This window comes from Rhodococcus sp. ACT016 (assembly GCF_050477185.1).
Taxonomy (GTDB): Bacteria; Actinomycetota; Actinomycetes; order Mycobacteriales; family Mycobacteriaceae; genus Prescottella.
In genome coordinates, this window is the sequence record NZ_JBEAET010000002.1 from 471,008 (window position 1) to 486,216 (window position 15,209).

12 protein-coding genes and 3 pseudogenes are annotated in these 15,209 nt (G+C 64.7%); 3 read left to right on the forward strand and 12 right to left on the reverse strand.

Features of this window, described 5'->3' with window-relative positions; translation table 11 throughout:
- Positions 1 to 92 precede the first annotated feature (92 nt).
- The gene (locus ACQ5DX_RS28965; protein ID WP_430336182.1) at positions 93 to 440 is read right to left on the reverse strand and encodes a DUF3024 domain-containing protein; all 348 of its coding nucleotides are present in this window, start codon (positions 438 to 440) and stop codon (positions 93 to 95) included.
- A 156-nt stretch (positions 441 to 596) separates the two neighbouring features.
- Here ACQ5DX_RS28965 and ACQ5DX_RS28970 point away from each other — a divergent pair.
- Positions 597 to 1,602 (forward strand): annotated as a pseudogene (locus tag ACQ5DX_RS28970) (IS481 family transposase).
- Here ACQ5DX_RS28970 and ACQ5DX_RS28975 read toward each other — a convergent pair.
- Both ACQ5DX_RS28975 and ACQ5DX_RS28980 read right to left on the reverse strand, forming a co-directional pair.
- On the reverse strand, positions 1,599 to 2,762 hold the full coding sequence (locus ACQ5DX_RS28975) for an IS30 family transposase (RefSeq protein ID WP_430336341.1): 1,164 nt from the start codon (positions 2,760 to 2,762) through the stop codon (positions 1,599 to 1,601). The pseudogene ACQ5DX_RS28970 and the gene ACQ5DX_RS28975 overlap by 4 nt on opposite strands.
- 861 nt (positions 2,763 to 3,623) lie before the next feature.
- Complete coding sequence (locus tag ACQ5DX_RS28980) at positions 3,624 to 4,889, reverse strand: RCC1 domain-containing protein (RefSeq protein WP_430336183.1); 1,266 nt, start codon at positions 4,887 to 4,889, stop codon at positions 3,624 to 3,626.
- Positions 4,890 to 5,344: 455 nt separating this feature from the next.
- Between ACQ5DX_RS28980 and ACQ5DX_RS28985 the strand changes: the two genes are divergently transcribed.
- The gene (locus tag ACQ5DX_RS28985; RefSeq protein ID WP_430336341.1) at positions 5,345 to 6,508 is read left to right on the forward strand and encodes an IS30 family transposase; all 1,164 of its coding nucleotides are present in this window, start codon (positions 5,345 to 5,347) and stop codon (positions 6,506 to 6,508) included.
- Here the strand turns inward: ACQ5DX_RS28985 and ACQ5DX_RS28990 are convergent.
- Positions 6,505 to 7,510 (reverse strand): annotated as a pseudogene (locus ACQ5DX_RS28990) (IS481 family transposase). The gene ACQ5DX_RS28985 and the pseudogene ACQ5DX_RS28990 overlap by 4 nt on opposite strands.
- 156 nt (positions 7,511 to 7,666) lie before the next feature.
- Here ACQ5DX_RS28990 and ACQ5DX_RS28995 point away from each other — a divergent pair.
- Positions 7,667 to 8,014, forward strand: coding sequence for a DUF3024 domain-containing protein (locus tag ACQ5DX_RS28995; RefSeq protein ID WP_430336182.1), 348 nt, complete (start codon positions 7,667 to 7,669; stop codon positions 8,012 to 8,014).
- 831 nt (positions 8,015 to 8,845) lie between these two features.
- Here the strand turns inward: ACQ5DX_RS28995 and ACQ5DX_RS29000 are convergent.
- From ACQ5DX_RS29000 to ACQ5DX_RS29035, 8 genes and pseudogenes are all read right to left on the reverse strand, one after another.
- On the reverse strand, positions 8,846 to 9,763 hold the full coding sequence (locus tag ACQ5DX_RS29000) for a hypothetical protein (RefSeq protein ID WP_430336184.1): 918 nt from the start codon (positions 9,761 to 9,763) through the stop codon (positions 8,846 to 8,848).
- 85 nt (positions 9,764 to 9,848) lie between these two features.
- Positions 9,849 to 10,886 carry a Tn3 family transposase gene (locus ACQ5DX_RS29005; protein WP_430336342.1) on the reverse strand — a complete coding sequence of 346 codons (1,038 nt, stop codon included), beginning with the start codon at positions 10,884 to 10,886 and terminating at the stop codon, positions 9,849 to 9,851.
- A gap of 23 nt (positions 10,887 to 10,909) precedes the next feature.
- Positions 10,910 to 11,152: pseudogene (locus ACQ5DX_RS29010) on the reverse strand (Tn3 family transposase); the annotation flags it as partial.
- A gap of 518 nt (positions 11,153 to 11,670) precedes the next feature.
- Complete coding sequence (locus ACQ5DX_RS29015; RefSeq protein ID WP_430336185.1) at positions 11,671 to 11,907, reverse strand: hypothetical protein; 237 nt, start codon at positions 11,905 to 11,907, stop codon at positions 11,671 to 11,673.
- Complete coding sequence (locus ACQ5DX_RS29020; RefSeq protein ID WP_430336186.1) at positions 11,904 to 12,674, reverse strand: hypothetical protein; 771 nt, start codon at positions 12,672 to 12,674, stop codon at positions 11,904 to 11,906. The genes ACQ5DX_RS29015 and ACQ5DX_RS29020 overlap by 4 nt, the downstream gene beginning before the upstream one ends.
- 149 nt (positions 12,675 to 12,823) lie before the next feature.
- On the reverse strand, positions 12,824 to 13,906 hold the full coding sequence (locus tag ACQ5DX_RS29025; protein WP_430336187.1) for a hypothetical protein: 1,083 nt from the start codon (positions 13,904 to 13,906) through the stop codon (positions 12,824 to 12,826).
- A gap of 150 nt (positions 13,907 to 14,056) precedes the next feature.
- Positions 14,057 to 14,434, reverse strand: a complete 378-nt coding sequence (locus ACQ5DX_RS29030; RefSeq protein WP_430336188.1) for a DUF2255 family protein — start codon at positions 14,432 to 14,434, stop codon at positions 14,057 to 14,059.
- Positions 14,431 to 15,156: a TetR/AcrR family transcriptional regulator gene (locus ACQ5DX_RS29035; RefSeq protein WP_430336189.1), complete on the reverse strand. Its 726-nt coding sequence runs from the start codon at positions 15,154 to 15,156 to the stop codon at positions 14,431 to 14,433. Before ACQ5DX_RS29035 ends, ACQ5DX_RS29030 begins: the two co-directional genes overlap by 4 nt.
- Positions 15,157 to 15,209 lie beyond the last annotated feature (53 nt).

Below are 15,209 nucleotides of genomic sequence, written 5' to 3' on the forward strand. Positions count from 1 at the left end.
CCGACCGGGGAGCCGGTATCCGTGCCCGCGCCGTGGGGTGTTCGGAAAGCGATCTTGGTCTCAACGGGTCAGCGCATCACAGACTGTAGTGGTCATCCCCAGAAGATCGGGTCTCCGCTGTTCTCGACGTGGTCGAGCAAGTCCTGCACGTGCGGGCTCGGCGCCAAGGACGTGTAGCGGTGGAAGGCGAGGTTGCGGTCCCGCCAGTACAGGGTCCACAGTCCGGTCTTCTTGGTGTAGCACAGGCGGGCGATCGGAAACCGGGTCCACTCCGGGCCGAGGTCCTCCCGCCACGGCGGCCGGCATTCGCAGATCGTCAGATGACGCGGCTCGATGTCGCATTCGACTCGGATCTCATGGCGCAGATTCCCGGGAACTCTGCTCTCGCAGTACTTCACGACCCGAGCGACGTCGAGTTCGGGAAGTCCGGTGAGCGCCATGGTCAACATCATGCCAACCGCAGGCGGGTGGGAGGCTAGTTGTTGCGGTTCATGAGGTTGATGACGCGGTAGGGAGACGTCGGTAGAAACGGGCGCGGGTCTCGATCGGCAGGATGAGAAGTGCGACCAACTCGTCCCGGCCAGAAAGAGACCCGCGTGTCCCACCGTAACGCCCCGCTCACCCCTGCGGGAAGGCTGCGGCTCGTCCGCCGCTGCGAGCACCGGCCGATCGCGCATGTCGCCGCCGAGGCCGGCATCTCCCGTCAGTGCCTGTCGAAGTGGGTGAACCGCTACCGGACCGGCGGTGAGGCCGGGTTGCTCGACCGGGCCTGCGTCCCGCACCACCAACCGGCCACCCTCGACCCGGCGTTGGTCGCCAAGATCGAGCGGTTGCGACGGGAACGGAAGTGGTCCGCCCGCCGCATCGCCGGCGAACTCGCCACCGACGGCCACCAAGTCTCGGTGTCGACCGTGGGGCGGTGGCTGGTGCGCCTGGGCATCAACCGGCGCCGATTCCTCGACCCGAACGGCGCCGACAACCGCAAGCCCGCGAACACCATCGTCGCCCGCTACCCCGGCCACATGGTCCACGTCGACATCAAGAAGGTCGGACGGATCCCCGACGGCGGTGGCTGGCGCGTGCACGGCCGCGGCAGCGACCACGCCAAGACCGTCGATCGCGGCAAGAAGCGCGGCACCCGCACCGGATACGTCTACCTGCACTCGATCGTCGACGGATTCTCCCGCCTCGCCTACACCGAAGCACTACCCGACGAAAAAGGGTGTCACTGCAGTCGGTTTCATCAACCGCGCCAAGGTGTTCTTCGCCGCCCACGGCATCACCCGGTTCACCAGGGTGGTCACCGACAACGGTGCCTGCTACCGCTCGACGGTATTCGCCCGCACCCTCACCGGGATGCGGCACCAGTTCATCCGGCCCTACACCCCACGGCACAACGGGAAGGTCGAGCGCTACAACCGGATCCTCGCCGAGGAGTTCCTCTACGCCCGCGAATGGACCAGTGAGACGCAGCGGTCCCAGGCCCTGAGTGTCTGGAACATCCACTACAACTACCATCGACCCCACACTGCCGCCGGGAACCGGCCGCCAGCGACCCGACTCCACACCGGCGTCACCAACGTCATGACCTCATACAGCTAGCCGGCTGCTGCGGCGGCGAACAGCAGTCTTTCTCGCTGGCGGGGACTGTGCCAGTCAAGGACACGGCGAGGCCGGTTGTTGAGTCTGGCCGCGATCACGTCGAGGTCGTCCTGGGTGAAACCGCGCAGGTCGGCGTTCTTGCTCAGGTACTGACGAAGGAGCCCGTTTGTGTTCTCGTTCGTCCCGCGTTGCCACGGATGATGCGGGGCGCAGAAGTACACCGGCATGTCCAGGGCTGCGGTGATCCGCTCGTGCTCGGCCATCTCCCGTCCCCGATCCCACGTCAGCGACCGACGTAGCTGCGACGGTAGCTGCGCCAGATAGGTGATCAGCGCATCCGCAACCGCATGGGCGCGATATCCGTCAGGGAGCGCCACCACATGCGTGACACGGGTGTGCCGGTCCACCAACGTCGCGACCGCCGATGGCCGGGTACCGAATACCAGATCCCCCTCCAAATGCCCGGGTTCGCTACGAGTCTCCGCTGCAGAGCCGCGGAGGTCGATCGAGACCATGTTGGATATCCGGCCACGTCCGTGGGACCGCTTCTTCCCCCGTGGTCGGCGAATCGGACGATCCGTACGCAGTTCGTGAAATAGTTTGCTGTCGAACACTTTCCGAGCCGGAACATACAGGCACCGATAGATGGTCTCGTGTGAGATCCACATCTGCCGATCGGCCGGGTGCTGGAGCCGGAGCCAGGCGGAGATCTGCTGTGAGGACCACTGCTCACTCAACTGTGCCGTGATGATGTCCCGCAGGATCGATCGAGTGCACAGTATCGATTCCTTGGGGCGGCGAGCGCGGACATACGCCGCGGCATCCGCGTCCACCGCTCGGTACTTGTCACGGCCGCCGTTGCGGGCGATCTCACGTGACACCGTCGACGACGCCCGCCCCAATCTCTCGGCGATCGCCCGAGAGCTGTCCCCAGCAGCGATCCCGCGGGAAATCTCTTCACGCTCGTCTGCGGTGAGATGACCGGCCCGGCGCTGTCGTGGCGTCGGCCGGATACCACCGGACTCGCGCAGAAAACGACGAATCCGGGGCAGCGTCACCCCCAGGGCACGCCCTATTTCCCGCAACGATTCCCCGCGTCGATGGAGATCCCAGATCAGATTCTCTTGCTCCACACCGAACCCGAGCGCCTTGCCGCCCACCCATGCCTCCACGGTCACGCATCATTTCACCAGCAGTGATGCGCTGACCCGTTGAGACCAAGACCGATTTCCGCACACCGGCCGGATTGAGGTCATCGACGCAGATTTCGGGTGTGCGGCGGACTCAGCGGATGGCGAACTGGGCTTGGGTGATCAGGTACCAGATCGCGCGGGCGGTGATGTCGGCGTCGTTGGGATTGACGGGCCAATCGCCCTCGAGTTCCATCTCGCCGTCTGCGCGGCGTGTGCGGTACTGGATGTGGGCTCGGCCGTGCTGGTCCCTGACGAACCGGGTCCTGGCGCCTCGCGCGAATCCGAGTCAGTCACAGCAGCGAGGCAACCGCGGACGAGGGTGCCGCCATACCGAAGAACATCGAGGACAACAGGCCGAATCCGGCTGAGCGGCATCGCAACAACCCGTCAACGAAGAACTGATCTTGAGAACGGCTGTGCCCCCGGACTAGCTCCGGGGGCACAGCCCTGTGACTTTCAGCGATAAGTGGCGCGGTTCTGGTGGCTGAAAGTGGCGTCCCGTCTGTCGCATACATCGTTGGGGTCGAACTCGCCGCCACCCTGGCGGCTATTGACTATGTCCACTCTGCACTGCCGGGTTGGTGTGCCTTTTCGTTGCGACAGCGCGTGTTTGGCATAGGTGACGACGGTCCCGGGACTCGTGGCCGCCTCCAGGGAGAGGGGCCACAAGTCCCGGGACCGTTCACGGACGTGGTGATGGTTGTGGTCGGTGGCCTTTCCTGTTGTGCTGTCGGCCCCGTTGTACTGTCGGTGCGAAAAGGCCGGTGGCCGCGCACCCCGAAGAGGGGTACGCGGCCACTGAGGTGTGCAGAGGGTGCTGTTGGCGGGTCAGGGTGCCCAGGACAATGAGCCGAGGCTCCCGAGCGACCCGGACGGTGTGGTGTCGGCGGTGACGGTGAGGGTGACGTAGAAGACCACATCCGGTCCGGCACCGTTGCTGGCGGTGATCATGAAGGTGGAGGTGCCGGCGGTGGTGGGGGTGCCGGACAGCACACCGGCGGGGGTGAGGATCAGTCCGTCGGGCAGGGTGCCGGTGGTGACGGCCACGGTGGGGACCGGAGTCCCGGTCAGTGTGAAGGCGTGGTGGTAGGGCCGGCCGACGACGGCGGGGAGTATGAAGGTCAGGGCCGGTGCGCGTGCATCCAGCGCGAGGGAATGGACGCCGCCGCCGGCGATCGCGGTGTACCCGCCGCCGGTCGGCGCGCCACTGACCTGCCCGAAGTCGTTCGATCCCCAGGCGGTGATGTGGCCGTCCGCGGACAGGGCAAGGGAATGATTTTCGCCGGCAGCGATCGCGGTGAAGCCGCTGCCGGTCGGGGCGCCGCTGACCTGCCCGAAGTCGTTCGATCCCCAGGCGGTGATGTGGCCGTCCGCGGTCAGTGCGAGGGAATCGTTGGTGCCGGCGGCGATCGCGATGTACCCGCTGCCGGTCGGGGCGCCGCTGACCTGCCCGAAGTCGTTCGATCCCCAGGCGGTGATGTGGCCGTCCGCGGTCAGAGCGAGGGAATGAGTGTGGCCGGCGGCGATCGCGGTGTACCCGCCGCCGGTCGGGGCGCCGCTGACCTGCCCCCAGGCGTCCCATCCCCAGCCGGTGATGTGGCCGTCCGCGGTCAGCGCGAGGGAATCGTTGGTGCCGGCGGCGATCGCGGTGTAGCCGGCGCCGGTCGGCGCATTGCTGACCTGCCCGATGCCGTCGTATCCCCAGGCAGTGATGTGGCCGTCCGCGGTCAGAGCGAGGGAATGGTTGGTGCCGGCGGCGATCGCGGTGTAGCCGGCGCCGGTCGGCGCATTGCGGACGTGCCCGAAGGTGGAACTGCCCCAGGCGGTGATGTGGCCGTCCGCGGTCAGCGCGAGGGAATAGAAAGGGCCGGCGGCGATCGCGGTGAAGCCGCGACCGGTCGGCGCACTGTCGACCCGCCCCCAAGCGGTGACGGGGCCGGGCGTGGTTACCGGCACGCCGACCGGTGCCGCCGCGGCAGGAGCGGTCAGCGCGACCGCGATACCGACTGTGGCCAGCCCGCTGAGGGCGGCACGCAGCAGCCGTGGGCGGCCGCGTGTGCGGCGCCGCGGGCGATCGATCACGAGGGTGGGCATGCGCAGAGCTCCTTCACGTTCGGGTGAACGCCGACCGTGGGCCGACACTCCTGGCAGCTACAGCCGACGGGACCACACCGAAACCGAGTGGTCGCCCCGCTGCAATCCAGCACTGTAACCGCACAATCCGAAGGCTTGCGGGACCGTGCCCCGAACTCGTCCCCGCGCACACAGCCACCGAATGTGCACGCCCCGCCGCTACCGGACCACACTCGGTGCGGGGTTACTGCCGACAAGGCCACGATGGGCACACGCACACTCGGCGTTTGGTGCCGGGTGTCTCGCTGATCTTCGCCGCATCTGGGCAGCCCCGCAGACGAGATCGAGAAGGCGTGAATGTACTGAAAACCTCTGTCCGAGTGGAACGGTCCTGTCGCTGGTTCGGATATCCACCTTGGTCTCAACGGGTCAGCGCATCACTGCTGGTGAAATGATGCGTGACCGTGGAGGCATGGGTGGGCGGCAAGGCGCTCGGGTTCGGTGTGGAGCAAGAGAATCTGATCTGGGATCTCCATCGACGCGGGGAATCGTTGCGGGAAATAGGGCGTGCCCTGGGGGTGACGCTGCCCCGGATTCGTCGTTTTCTGCGCGAGTCCGGTGGTATCCGGCCGACGCCACGACAGCGCCGGGCCGGTCATCTCACCGCAGACGAGCGTGAAGAGATTTCCCGCGGGATCGCTGCTGGGGACAGCTCTCGGGCGATCGCCGAGAGATTGGGGCGGGCGTCGTCGACGGTGTCACGTGAGATCGCCCGCAACGGCGGCCGTGACAAGTACCGAGCGGTGGACGCGGATGCCGCGGCGTATGTCCGCGCTCGCCGCCCCAAGGAATCGATACTGTGCACTCGATCGATCCTGCGGGACATCATCACGGCACAGTTGAGTGAGCAGTGGTCCTCACAGCAGATCTCCGCCTGGCTCCGGCTCCAGCACCCGGCCGATCGGCAGATGTGGATCTCACACGAGACCATCTATCGGTGCCTGTATGTTCCGGCTCGGAAAGTGTTCGACAGCAAACTATTTCACGAACTGCGTACGGATCGTCCGATTCGCCGACCACGGGGGAAGAAGCGGTCCCACGGACGTGGCCGGATATCCAACATGGTCTCGATCGACCTCCGCGGCTCTGCAGCGGAGACTCGTAGCGAACCCGGGCATTTGGAGGGGGATCTGGTATTCGGTACCCGGCCATCGGCGGTCGCGACGTTGGTGGACCGGCACACCCGTGTCACGCATGTGGTGGCGCTCCCTGACGGATATCGCGCCCATGCGGTTGCGGATGCGCTGATCACCTATCTGGCGCAGCTACCGTCGCAGCTACGTCGGTCGCTGACGTGGGATCGGGGACGGGAGATGGCCGAGCACGAGCGGATCACCGCAGCCCTGGACATGCCGGTGTACTTCTGCGCCCCGCATCATCCGTGGCAACGCGGGACGAACGAGAACACAAACGGGCTCCTTCGTCAGTACCTGAGCAAGAACGCCGACCTGCGCGGTTTCACCCAGGACGACCTCGACGTGATCGCGGCCAGACTCAACAACCGGCCTCGCCGTGTCCTTGACTGGCACAGTCCCCGCCAGCGAGAAAGACTGCTGTTCGCCGCCGCAGCAGCCGGCTAGCTGTATGAGGTCATGACGTTGGTGACGCCGGTGTGGAGTCGGGTCGCTGGCGGCCGGTTCCCGGCGGCAGTGTGGGGTCGATGGTAGTTGTAGTGGATGTTCCAGACACTCAGGGCCTGGGACCGCTGCGTCTCACTGGTCCATTCGCGGGCGTAGAGGAACTCCTCGGCGAGGATCCGGTTGTAGCGCTCGACCTTCCCGTTGTGCCGTGGGGTGTAGGGCCGGATGAACTGGTGCCGCATCCCGGTGAGGGTGCGGGCGAATACCGTCGAGCGGTAGCAGGCACCGTTGTCGGTGACCACCCTGGTGAACCGGGTGATGCCGTGGGCGGCGAAGAACACCTTGGCGCGGTTGATGAAACCGACTGCAGTGACACCCTTTTTCGTCGGGTAGTGCTTCGGTGTAGGCGAGGCGGGAGAATCCGTCGACGATCGAGTGCAGGTAGACGTATCCGGTGCGGGTGCCGCGCTTCTTGCCGCGATCGACGGTCTTGGCGTGGTCGCTGCCGCGGCCGTGCACGCGCCAGCCACCGCCGTCGGGGATCCGTCCGACCTTCTTGATGTCGACGTGGACCATGTGGCCGGGGTAGCGGGCGACGATGGTGTTCGCGGGCTTGCGGTTGTCGGCGCCGTTCGGGTCGAGGAATCGGCGCCGGTTGATGCCCAGGCGCACCAGCCACCGCCCCACGGTCGACACCGAGACTTGGTGGCCGTCGGTGGCGAGTTCGCCGGCGATGCGGCGGGCGGACCACTTCCGTTCCCGTCGCAACCGCTCGATCTTGGCGACCAACGCCGGGTCGAGGGTGGCCGGTTGGTGGTGCGGGACGCAGGCCCGGTCGAGCAACCCGGCCTCACCGCCGGTCCGGTAGCGGTTCACCCACTTCGACAGGCACTGACGGGAGATGCCGGCCTCGGCGGCGACATGCGCGATCGGCCGGTGCTCGCAGCGGCGGACGAGCCGCAGCCTTCCCGCAGGGGTGAGCGGGGCGTTACGGTGGGACACGCGGGTCTCTTTCTGGCCGGGACGAGTTGGTCGCACTTCTCATCCTGCCGATCGAGACCCGCGCCCGTTTCTACCGACGTCTCCCTACCGCGTCATCAACCTCATGAACCGCAACAACTAGCCTCCCACCCGCCTGCGGTTGGCATGATGTTGACCATGGCGCTCACCGGACTTCCCGAACTCGACGTCGCTCGGGTCGTGAAGTACTGCGAGAGCAGAGTTCCCGGGAATCTGCGCCATGAGATCCGAGTCGAATGCGACATCGAGCCGCGTCATCTGACGATCTGCGAATGCCGGCCGCCGTGGCGGGAGGACCTCGGCCCGGAGTGGACCCGGTTTCCGATCGCCCGCCTGTGCTACACCAAGAAGACCGGACTGTGGACCCTGTACTGGCGGGACCGCAACCTCGCCTTCCACCGCTACACGTCCTTGGCGCCGAGCCCGCACGTGCAGGACTTGCTCGACCACGTCGAGAACAGCGGAGACCCGATCTTCTGGGGATGACCACTACAGTCTGTGATGCGCTGACCCGTTGAGACCAAGATCGCTTTCCGAACACCCCACGGCGCGGGCACCGAGGGGCCAAAACCGCGCGCGCGACGTTGGCACCACGAGGGCCATCACGAGGATCCGCAAGCCTGGTAGCGAGGGGGGCCATCACGCCGTGCGTCGTTTTGGTGCAGCGTTGCCCAACATGCCGCACGCCGTGCTGGTGAGGCTCCCGAGCCTCTCGGCCGGCTACCGCGCGAGCGGGGAGCTGTTCGCTCGCGCTTGATGTAGTGGACCGGACGGGCCCCTGTGCGACAATTGAACTCGAGGCGCTTCGACTGTTCGAATGCGACCCCATCGAACCTCGATGAAATTTCACATAAAGAGTCTTCGACGGTTTCCGTAGATCCATTCTTGTCGGGCTTTTAGTGCTAGTCTTAGGACGCTTCCCGGGCGGGCCCGTCGACCGGGCCGAAGCCATGTCGACCGCCTTGACAATCGAGGGTCGGACGTGGTTACCTGTAAAAGCCCTCATGGGGCGTGACGCACGCTTCTTGCGTGCGATGAAGGCATTCAAGTATCGATTGGTCACTGGTTAATCAATCCTTGGATGAAAATTACCTAAACGAGTTTCATGGAACAAATTGAGGTGATATTTAGCGGCAGGAGTTCAATGTGTTCACATTGACAATTTTGAGCTCGCTTGTGGGTATTGTCAGCCTAGCGGTGACTGTATACTACGGCGAGCGTAATAAAGTTAAGTAAAGTTAGATGCAATTAGATGAAGACGTGAAACGGAATCTCCATGTAAGATTTCGTTTCACGTCTTCTCTTCATCAGAGCTACCTAGCCGGTCAGTGGGATCGTGGCCAGCTGTGTGCGTTCCCATTTTCCGGGTGACTTCCGGAATGATATGACCTGATCAGCGGCTACGATGATCAGGATGTCCAACTCGTCGGGGAGCTTCAGAGGATCGGTTGGAACGTCGCTCAGTTCCGGGAAGTCCACGCCCAGTGCCCGCATGATTTTGAATCCGTACCCATAGCCGGGCGCGACGACAACGCCGCAGCGGATCTGCAGGTTCCCCTCGCGACTCATTGATGCACGCATGTTTTCCGAATCAGACTCGATCCAGTTCTGGACTACATCGCGAACGGTGACATTCAGATCGGGAACGCGAGAACCCGACTCCTTGCGTGTCAGCATGATTCCTTTGGGGAGACGCTCACTACCCTCAGAGTCGATTGCCTCGCAGGTTGGGTTATCCCCGAGGATGGCGACAATCCGCCTAGCCAGTTCAAGGGCAGGTTCTGGTGACCCGGTGGCGCTTGCTTTGAACCTCTCTCGATTCCCAATTTTTACGAGCTCGCGGTAGCTGAATATGCCGCGATCCTCCAGCTCGCGTAGCAATGGTCCAAGTTTCTTGGGCAACTTCGGGAAGAATGGTGCCTTGACGTCGTGTCTTATCGCGAATGACGAGGCAGTAGCGTCGGTGGAGATCATCCATGTTTTGGTCAGGGCCGGCACTGGGTGGATGCCGGAGTTTTTACTAGAAGCCCTTCTCAACGCCTCATAGCTCGTACTTGCCAGCTGTTTGACCTCGACCGTGTGGCGTGCGGAGCGGTAGTCGGGGACCGGTCCATCGGCTTCGTTCTCGCATACCCGTTGCAGTCCGGAGTCGTTCAGTACTTGCGATGCTGCCGCGAGCCCGGCCTTCTCGGCGTCGGACTCGTTCTCGCACTTCTTATGGCCACACGCAGTCACGGTGAACCAGGCTCGCACATCTGGGGGTTCGAAGGTGCCAGAAGCACCACAGTGGCGATTGACGCTGGCGAGTCCAATAGAGAGCTCAGACTGCTCGGGGCGTGACGTGCGCGGCGTCGACCCACAGCCAGAGGTCGAGTTCGCTGCGCCCGTTGGCCGATCGGGCGGGCACGCAGACCTGGGCGAGCCAGCGACCGTCAGTCCTGTTAACTGCACCTTCTGGACATAGTCTGCATATCTGACTACGGGGGGTGGGCGGGATAGACGAGTTGCGGCGAGCGCTTCGCGAGGGGCGCATCGCGCTTCCAGCGGTGGGGAACGTGCAGTGTGTCGAGCCGCCGGCTGTGGTGCCGTACGTGGTGGTTGCCGACGGGGTCGAGCTCGAGCCGATCTCGGCGTACCTGGCGAGTCTTGCGCTGTCCGACGTCAGTCCGTTGACAGTCCGGTCGTATGCGCACGATTTGCTGAGGTGGTGGAAAGTCCTGGCAGTGCTGGGCGTGCGATGGGATCGCGCCAGGACGGCGCCCGCATCGAGATGGGCCCCGGCGAGATGCACCTCGGCGACGACCTCGCTTTCTGGCCCGACGCATAGAGCCACTCGGGCCACGACTCTGGCGTCATGGGCGCAGCGCCTCTCACCGTCATGGTCGTCGCCCTCGGCGCTTCCCAGGAGCGGACCACCGCGAAGCCGTCGTAGGGATAAGCCCGGCTCCCGGCCCGTAGAGGTGACGACGTCCACCGACGTGCGAGGGCGGGGCACAGCGGCGGCCGACCTCAGGTCCAGGCGCTTGTCCATATCGAGTCGGTAGGTGCCGCAGAGGTTGACATTGGACCAGAACAGCGCGGTTAGCCCGTGGGGGTCCTCACCGCTCAGCTTCTTCGCCCAGGCGGGCTCAGCGAGAACCTGCTGGAGCAGCAGCATGTTGTGGTGAACCCGGCTCGACTGGAGGAGATGGAGTGCCAGCATGTTCGTCTCGGCATGTTCCTTGTCCGGGCCGGTCAGGGCACTGTCCTTGCCGTAGTGGAGCACGGTGTTCGCGCTGTTCCAGTTCTCCACGATCTGGGGCCCGCCGTGGATCTCGCGGCGCAGCCCTGGGCTTGCGAGGTAGTCGCCGGCGAAGATCGTGGCACGGAGCGGCCGAGTTCTTCGAAGGCCTGGTAGGTGGGGTGCGGGGCCCCGCGGGCGAAGCGCCGCAGCACCTGCTCCGCCTCCGCCGTGCCGAGCCGGAGCGCGGTGGCGTACTTCACCATCGGGTCGTACTGCTGCTCGATTCGATCAGTTCCCAGCGGATCGGCCGCGTAAGCGAAGCGGTGAGCGCCGGCCAGCCGGGCGGGGTGTCGTCCGTGCGGTACAGGCGGATGCTGCCGAGGTTCTTCAGCCGCGGCCACTCATGGTTTCGTCCATCAGCCCTGCAATTGCCACTACCAACCGATGCGGCCGGAAGTAACCGCCGCCTGGGCCAGCAAGCGAACCGAGATGCCGGCGACAGTCGGCTTGGAGGTCGACAACACAAGCCTCACCGTGCGGGTCGATGAAACGGGCGCCCACATCACGCTCAACGTTATCGATGAACAGCCTGAGACTGCGCTTCGCACAGAACCATTGGTCGTACTCGGCCTTGCGTAAGGCATGCTGACGGTCGAGCAGGCGATTGCGGCGGCGACAAGCGGGATCTCACCGCCGTTTTCGGGGCCGCCTGACGGATCTCAGGGTTCCGCGCTTCAAGTGCAACCACCGAAGCCGCGGCGTGCGCGTTGATCAGCCAGTACCGCGGATTTGACCAATCCCGCAATGGTCGGCCGACTCCGGCAACCTCCGCGACGGCGATCTTCACCCCGTCCTGCGCGCAGCCAGGACGGTCGCGGTCTTGACCAAGCAGGGTAGGTGGAGTGCACGATTAAGTTGACTAGTGCAGAGAAGCGATGCGCAGCCAGCAGTACAACTCGCCTGGCATTCGTCCTTCGAGCTGAATGCCGCCGGCCCGAACACGCAGGGGAAGGGTGTCGGCGCGCGTGAAGGCTGCGCTGCCGGGTAGGACGCGTGAGATGTCGACGAAGACCGCGACGGGCCGCTCGAGGTAGCGCATCGTGGGGACGCCGGGGAACGGCTCCTCCCAGCCTTCGAGCCCCGGCGGCAGGGTCACTGCGCGATCCTCATTGGTGTCGCCCCGGCATCCTGATCCACTGCGGCAGGCGACCAGTCGACCCGCCCGCCGCGGCCGGCGAGCGTGACGACGCGTCGGCGGGGTTGCTGACCTCGTGTCGTGGCGCGGACTTCGAGGTCGACGCCGGTGATGCGCCCGTAGCCCGGCTCGAGCCCGTGATAGGCAGTGATGCGTGCGTCGAGGTGCAGATCGGCGGTCGGCCAGCGGCCATCGGTGAAGGCGAGAACGGTTCCGTTGCGGCGACAGCGGGCGGTCACGGAGCGAGCCCGGCTGGGCGGGACGTCAGCGCCGGCGAGTGAGAGCAGGACGAAGTCGATGCCGTCCGCGAGCACAGCAGCCACGGCGACCGGATCGGAGCCGGGATCTTGAATGACCGCGAGATGACGCAAGTCAGCTCCCATCTCGGTAGCTGCGAGCAGGCTCAGGGTGGGCATTCCAACGACGGCAGCCCAACCACCGGATCGGGTAACCGAGGCGAGCAGACCGGCACGAAGCGAACTGACGCCATCGAGTCGCACGGTGGACCCGCGAGCCAGCCCCCGATGCGGCAAGAGTTCAGTGATCGGTCCAGGCACGGGGAGGGTTCGAATCGGCGACGAGTGCGCCACCGGTTCAGGAGTCGATTGCTCAGTCTTTGCGCAAGTCAAGGCAGAGAGGGACGGTCGCGCCGGGCCGACAGAGCGCGCCGGAATTTCGGCCATGCATTTGCGCAGCTGTTCGATCACCACGGCCTTGGACTCGCCCACATCTCACCGCCTTCGCCTACCCACCCCCAACGCAAGTCTAGAACATACGTTCGAGCCGCGAGATAGATGTCTCCCGCGTCCGGGACTGGACGGGTTGCAGGACTAACGCGCGATCAAGCCCGCGACGCACACCCAGGCGTAACTCGGCTCTACTTACTGGGAAGCTTCGAAAGCAGGGTGTCGATCGACGCTGTCAGCGTGGCGGAGTCGGGTTCTTGCGACGACGTGTTCACGGCCGGTTGCGCGAAGACTCGCTGCCCGACCTGTACGAGCAGAGCAGATCGGGATTCGTCATCGAGGGGCGTCGTGTAACCGACCACTGTATGGAGTTGCACAGAAGTCGATGCCGCCCACCACGCCTGCTGCCGGTGTCGACTGGCGGCTCTCGACGAGTACGCAGCCAGCGCAGCGAACGGCAAGGTCAGAAACAAATGCAGGCCCTGGGCCTTCCAATCTATGCCGCCACTGTCGTTGTTGTTCAGCGCTATCCCCGCGACCACGGTAATTCCAATTAGGCAAGCCGCAGCAAGTATGGTCCACAATCGGGCACTGGCTCTCTCCTGGCGCCCCAGTGTATCGAAGAGACTCGCGAGCCGATCAGCAGAAATTCCCCCAGCCTGGCGTCTAACCCTATCCGCGATCCGGGTGACCTCCTCCGCGACCGTGGAGACGGTTGAGGCTTCCGCGATTAGGTCTGCAGCTTTCTGGAAATCAGATTCCAGGCCGCGAACTTTCGACTTCCATTGATCGAAAGCCGCCGAATTCCAAGAGTTACCGCCCGGGGGGTTCACATAGAGGTCGGGGTCGTCGAAGGGAGGCCCTGCCGGGTTCAGCGACACCCAGACGGAGTGAAGCCACTTCGCCAGGAAGCTAGCGAGGTGTAGGTATTCATCTAGCGGAAGCTCACGAAGTGCAACAACGAGCTCGTCCGCCTTGGTGATTTCGACGTACTGGATCAGCCACCGCTGGGACCTTTCGCTCGACTCTCCCCTAACGACGTATACCGGCGAATGGAAAAGCAGGTCTCGCAGCTTCCTGCAGGGCTCCTCGAGCTCACCGATAGCCAACCGGACTGAATCAGGCACGGTGGCAGAAGGTTCCTTCGCCTCGGCCATCTGCACGATCAAATCGTCGAGGGCGCCGGCAACTGAAGTCCAGAGGGCGGTCGCCTGTTCGCGATGGAGAGGCGGCGCTGAGGCGAGGAGTGGCTCTATGGCATTCGCAGCGGTCACACTGGAACGCTACCGCGCCCATTCTGCATCTCTCGCGACGCGGGTCGCGACTTTACCGATAACTTATATTATGACATTTACGCTGGTAGAGAGCAGATTTGGCGACTCACCACATCGATAATTGGCCACCGCTATCGCCGGAGCGCCTGATCATCTGGCCGGGATCAATCTGACCGTCGCTGCTCGCGGTCCTGCACCGAGGATGGGTTGAAGGTAGGGGCTGTCGGCATATTTGATGCGGTACGCGTCGTCGACGCGGTCGATAACGGCGGTGTCGATGGGGAATTCGAAGTCGACCTCCGCGTCGACGCCGCCGACTGAGATGTGTCCGTGGCCGATGTTCTGCGCTGCGCGGTACCAGCGGCTGCTGGAGCCGTTGTAGGCGCGGCAGTAGAGGTCTTCGCCGGTCTGGACGATGGAGATCCACGTGGGTGCGTGCATGCTGCCGTCGGAGTTCGGGATCGAGATGAACAGCTTCTTGTCCTGAGCGATGGCGGCGAGCTCCTCTTGGGTCCAGGTCCTGGTCATTCCGTCCTCGGTTCGGTCGATCCTGTTGCGGCTGCGGCTGCGGCGATGCCGCGGTCTGTGGTGGTCTGCGTGTCGGCGCCCTCGACTGGGGCCTGGGTGACCATGCGGTGGGTCGCATTGACGTCGAGCGCGGGGACCGGCAACGGCACCTCGGGTCGAGGGTGGGATCTGATGCCCTCGAGCATCATCGCGAGGTAGCGCCGGTAGATGTGTGGGGCGTGCGCGTGACTGCGATCGATGAGGCCTACGAGTGAGAGTTGGATGAAGAACACGTCGGTGCCCTGGAAGTCCTCGCGTGTGTAGCCGTCCATTCGGGCCCGGTCAGCGATCGCGTCGGTCAATGGCGCGATTCGGTCGCGGGAGGCGTCCACGCGTTGCTGGCCGAGTCCAGGGTCCATGAAGACACGGGTCAGCGAGCGGTCCTTGAGATGCAGGCGCACCCACCCGTCGAGGAACTTGGAGAGACCGCGCCAGGAGTCCTCGTCGGCGAGTGCTCGCTCGGCTAGGACGACCACTTCTTCGAGTCGCTGCTCGTAGAGCACGTCGAGGAGCTGCTCTTTGTCGGGGAAGTGGCGGTAGACGGTGCCGACGCCGACGCCGGCCTGGCAGGCGATCTCGTTGAGCCCGACGCCGAGTCCGCGCTCGCTGAACAGCTCACGCGCGGCGTCGATGATCTGTTCGCGCTTGCGGGCGGAGTCCTTGCGTAGCGGTCGTGAGGTCATGACCTCACGCTACCAGTGAATCGGATAGATCTATCCGATCTCGTGTTACGCTC

Bases quoted from the DNA above. Each gene is read 5' to 3' on its own strand.
- ACQ5DX_RS28995 (WP_430336182.1), top strand. From the start codon at position 7,667: ATGGCGCTCACCGGACTTCCCGAACTCGACGTCGCTCGGGTCGTGAAG.
- ACQ5DX_RS29035 (WP_430336189.1), bottom strand. From the start codon at position 15,156: ATGACCTCACGACCGCTACGCAAGGACTCCGCCCGCAAGCGCGAACAG.
- ACQ5DX_RS28980 (WP_430336183.1), bottom strand. From the start codon at position 4,889: ATGCCCACCCTCGTGATCGATCGCCCGCGGCGCCGCACACGCGGCCGC.
- ACQ5DX_RS29030 (WP_430336188.1), bottom strand. From the start codon at position 14,434: ATGACCAGGACCTGGACCCAAGAGGAGCTCGCCGCCATCGCTCAGGAC.
- ACQ5DX_RS28965 (WP_430336182.1), bottom strand. From the start codon at position 440: ATGGCGCTCACCGGACTTCCCGAACTCGACGTCGCTCGGGTCGTGAAG.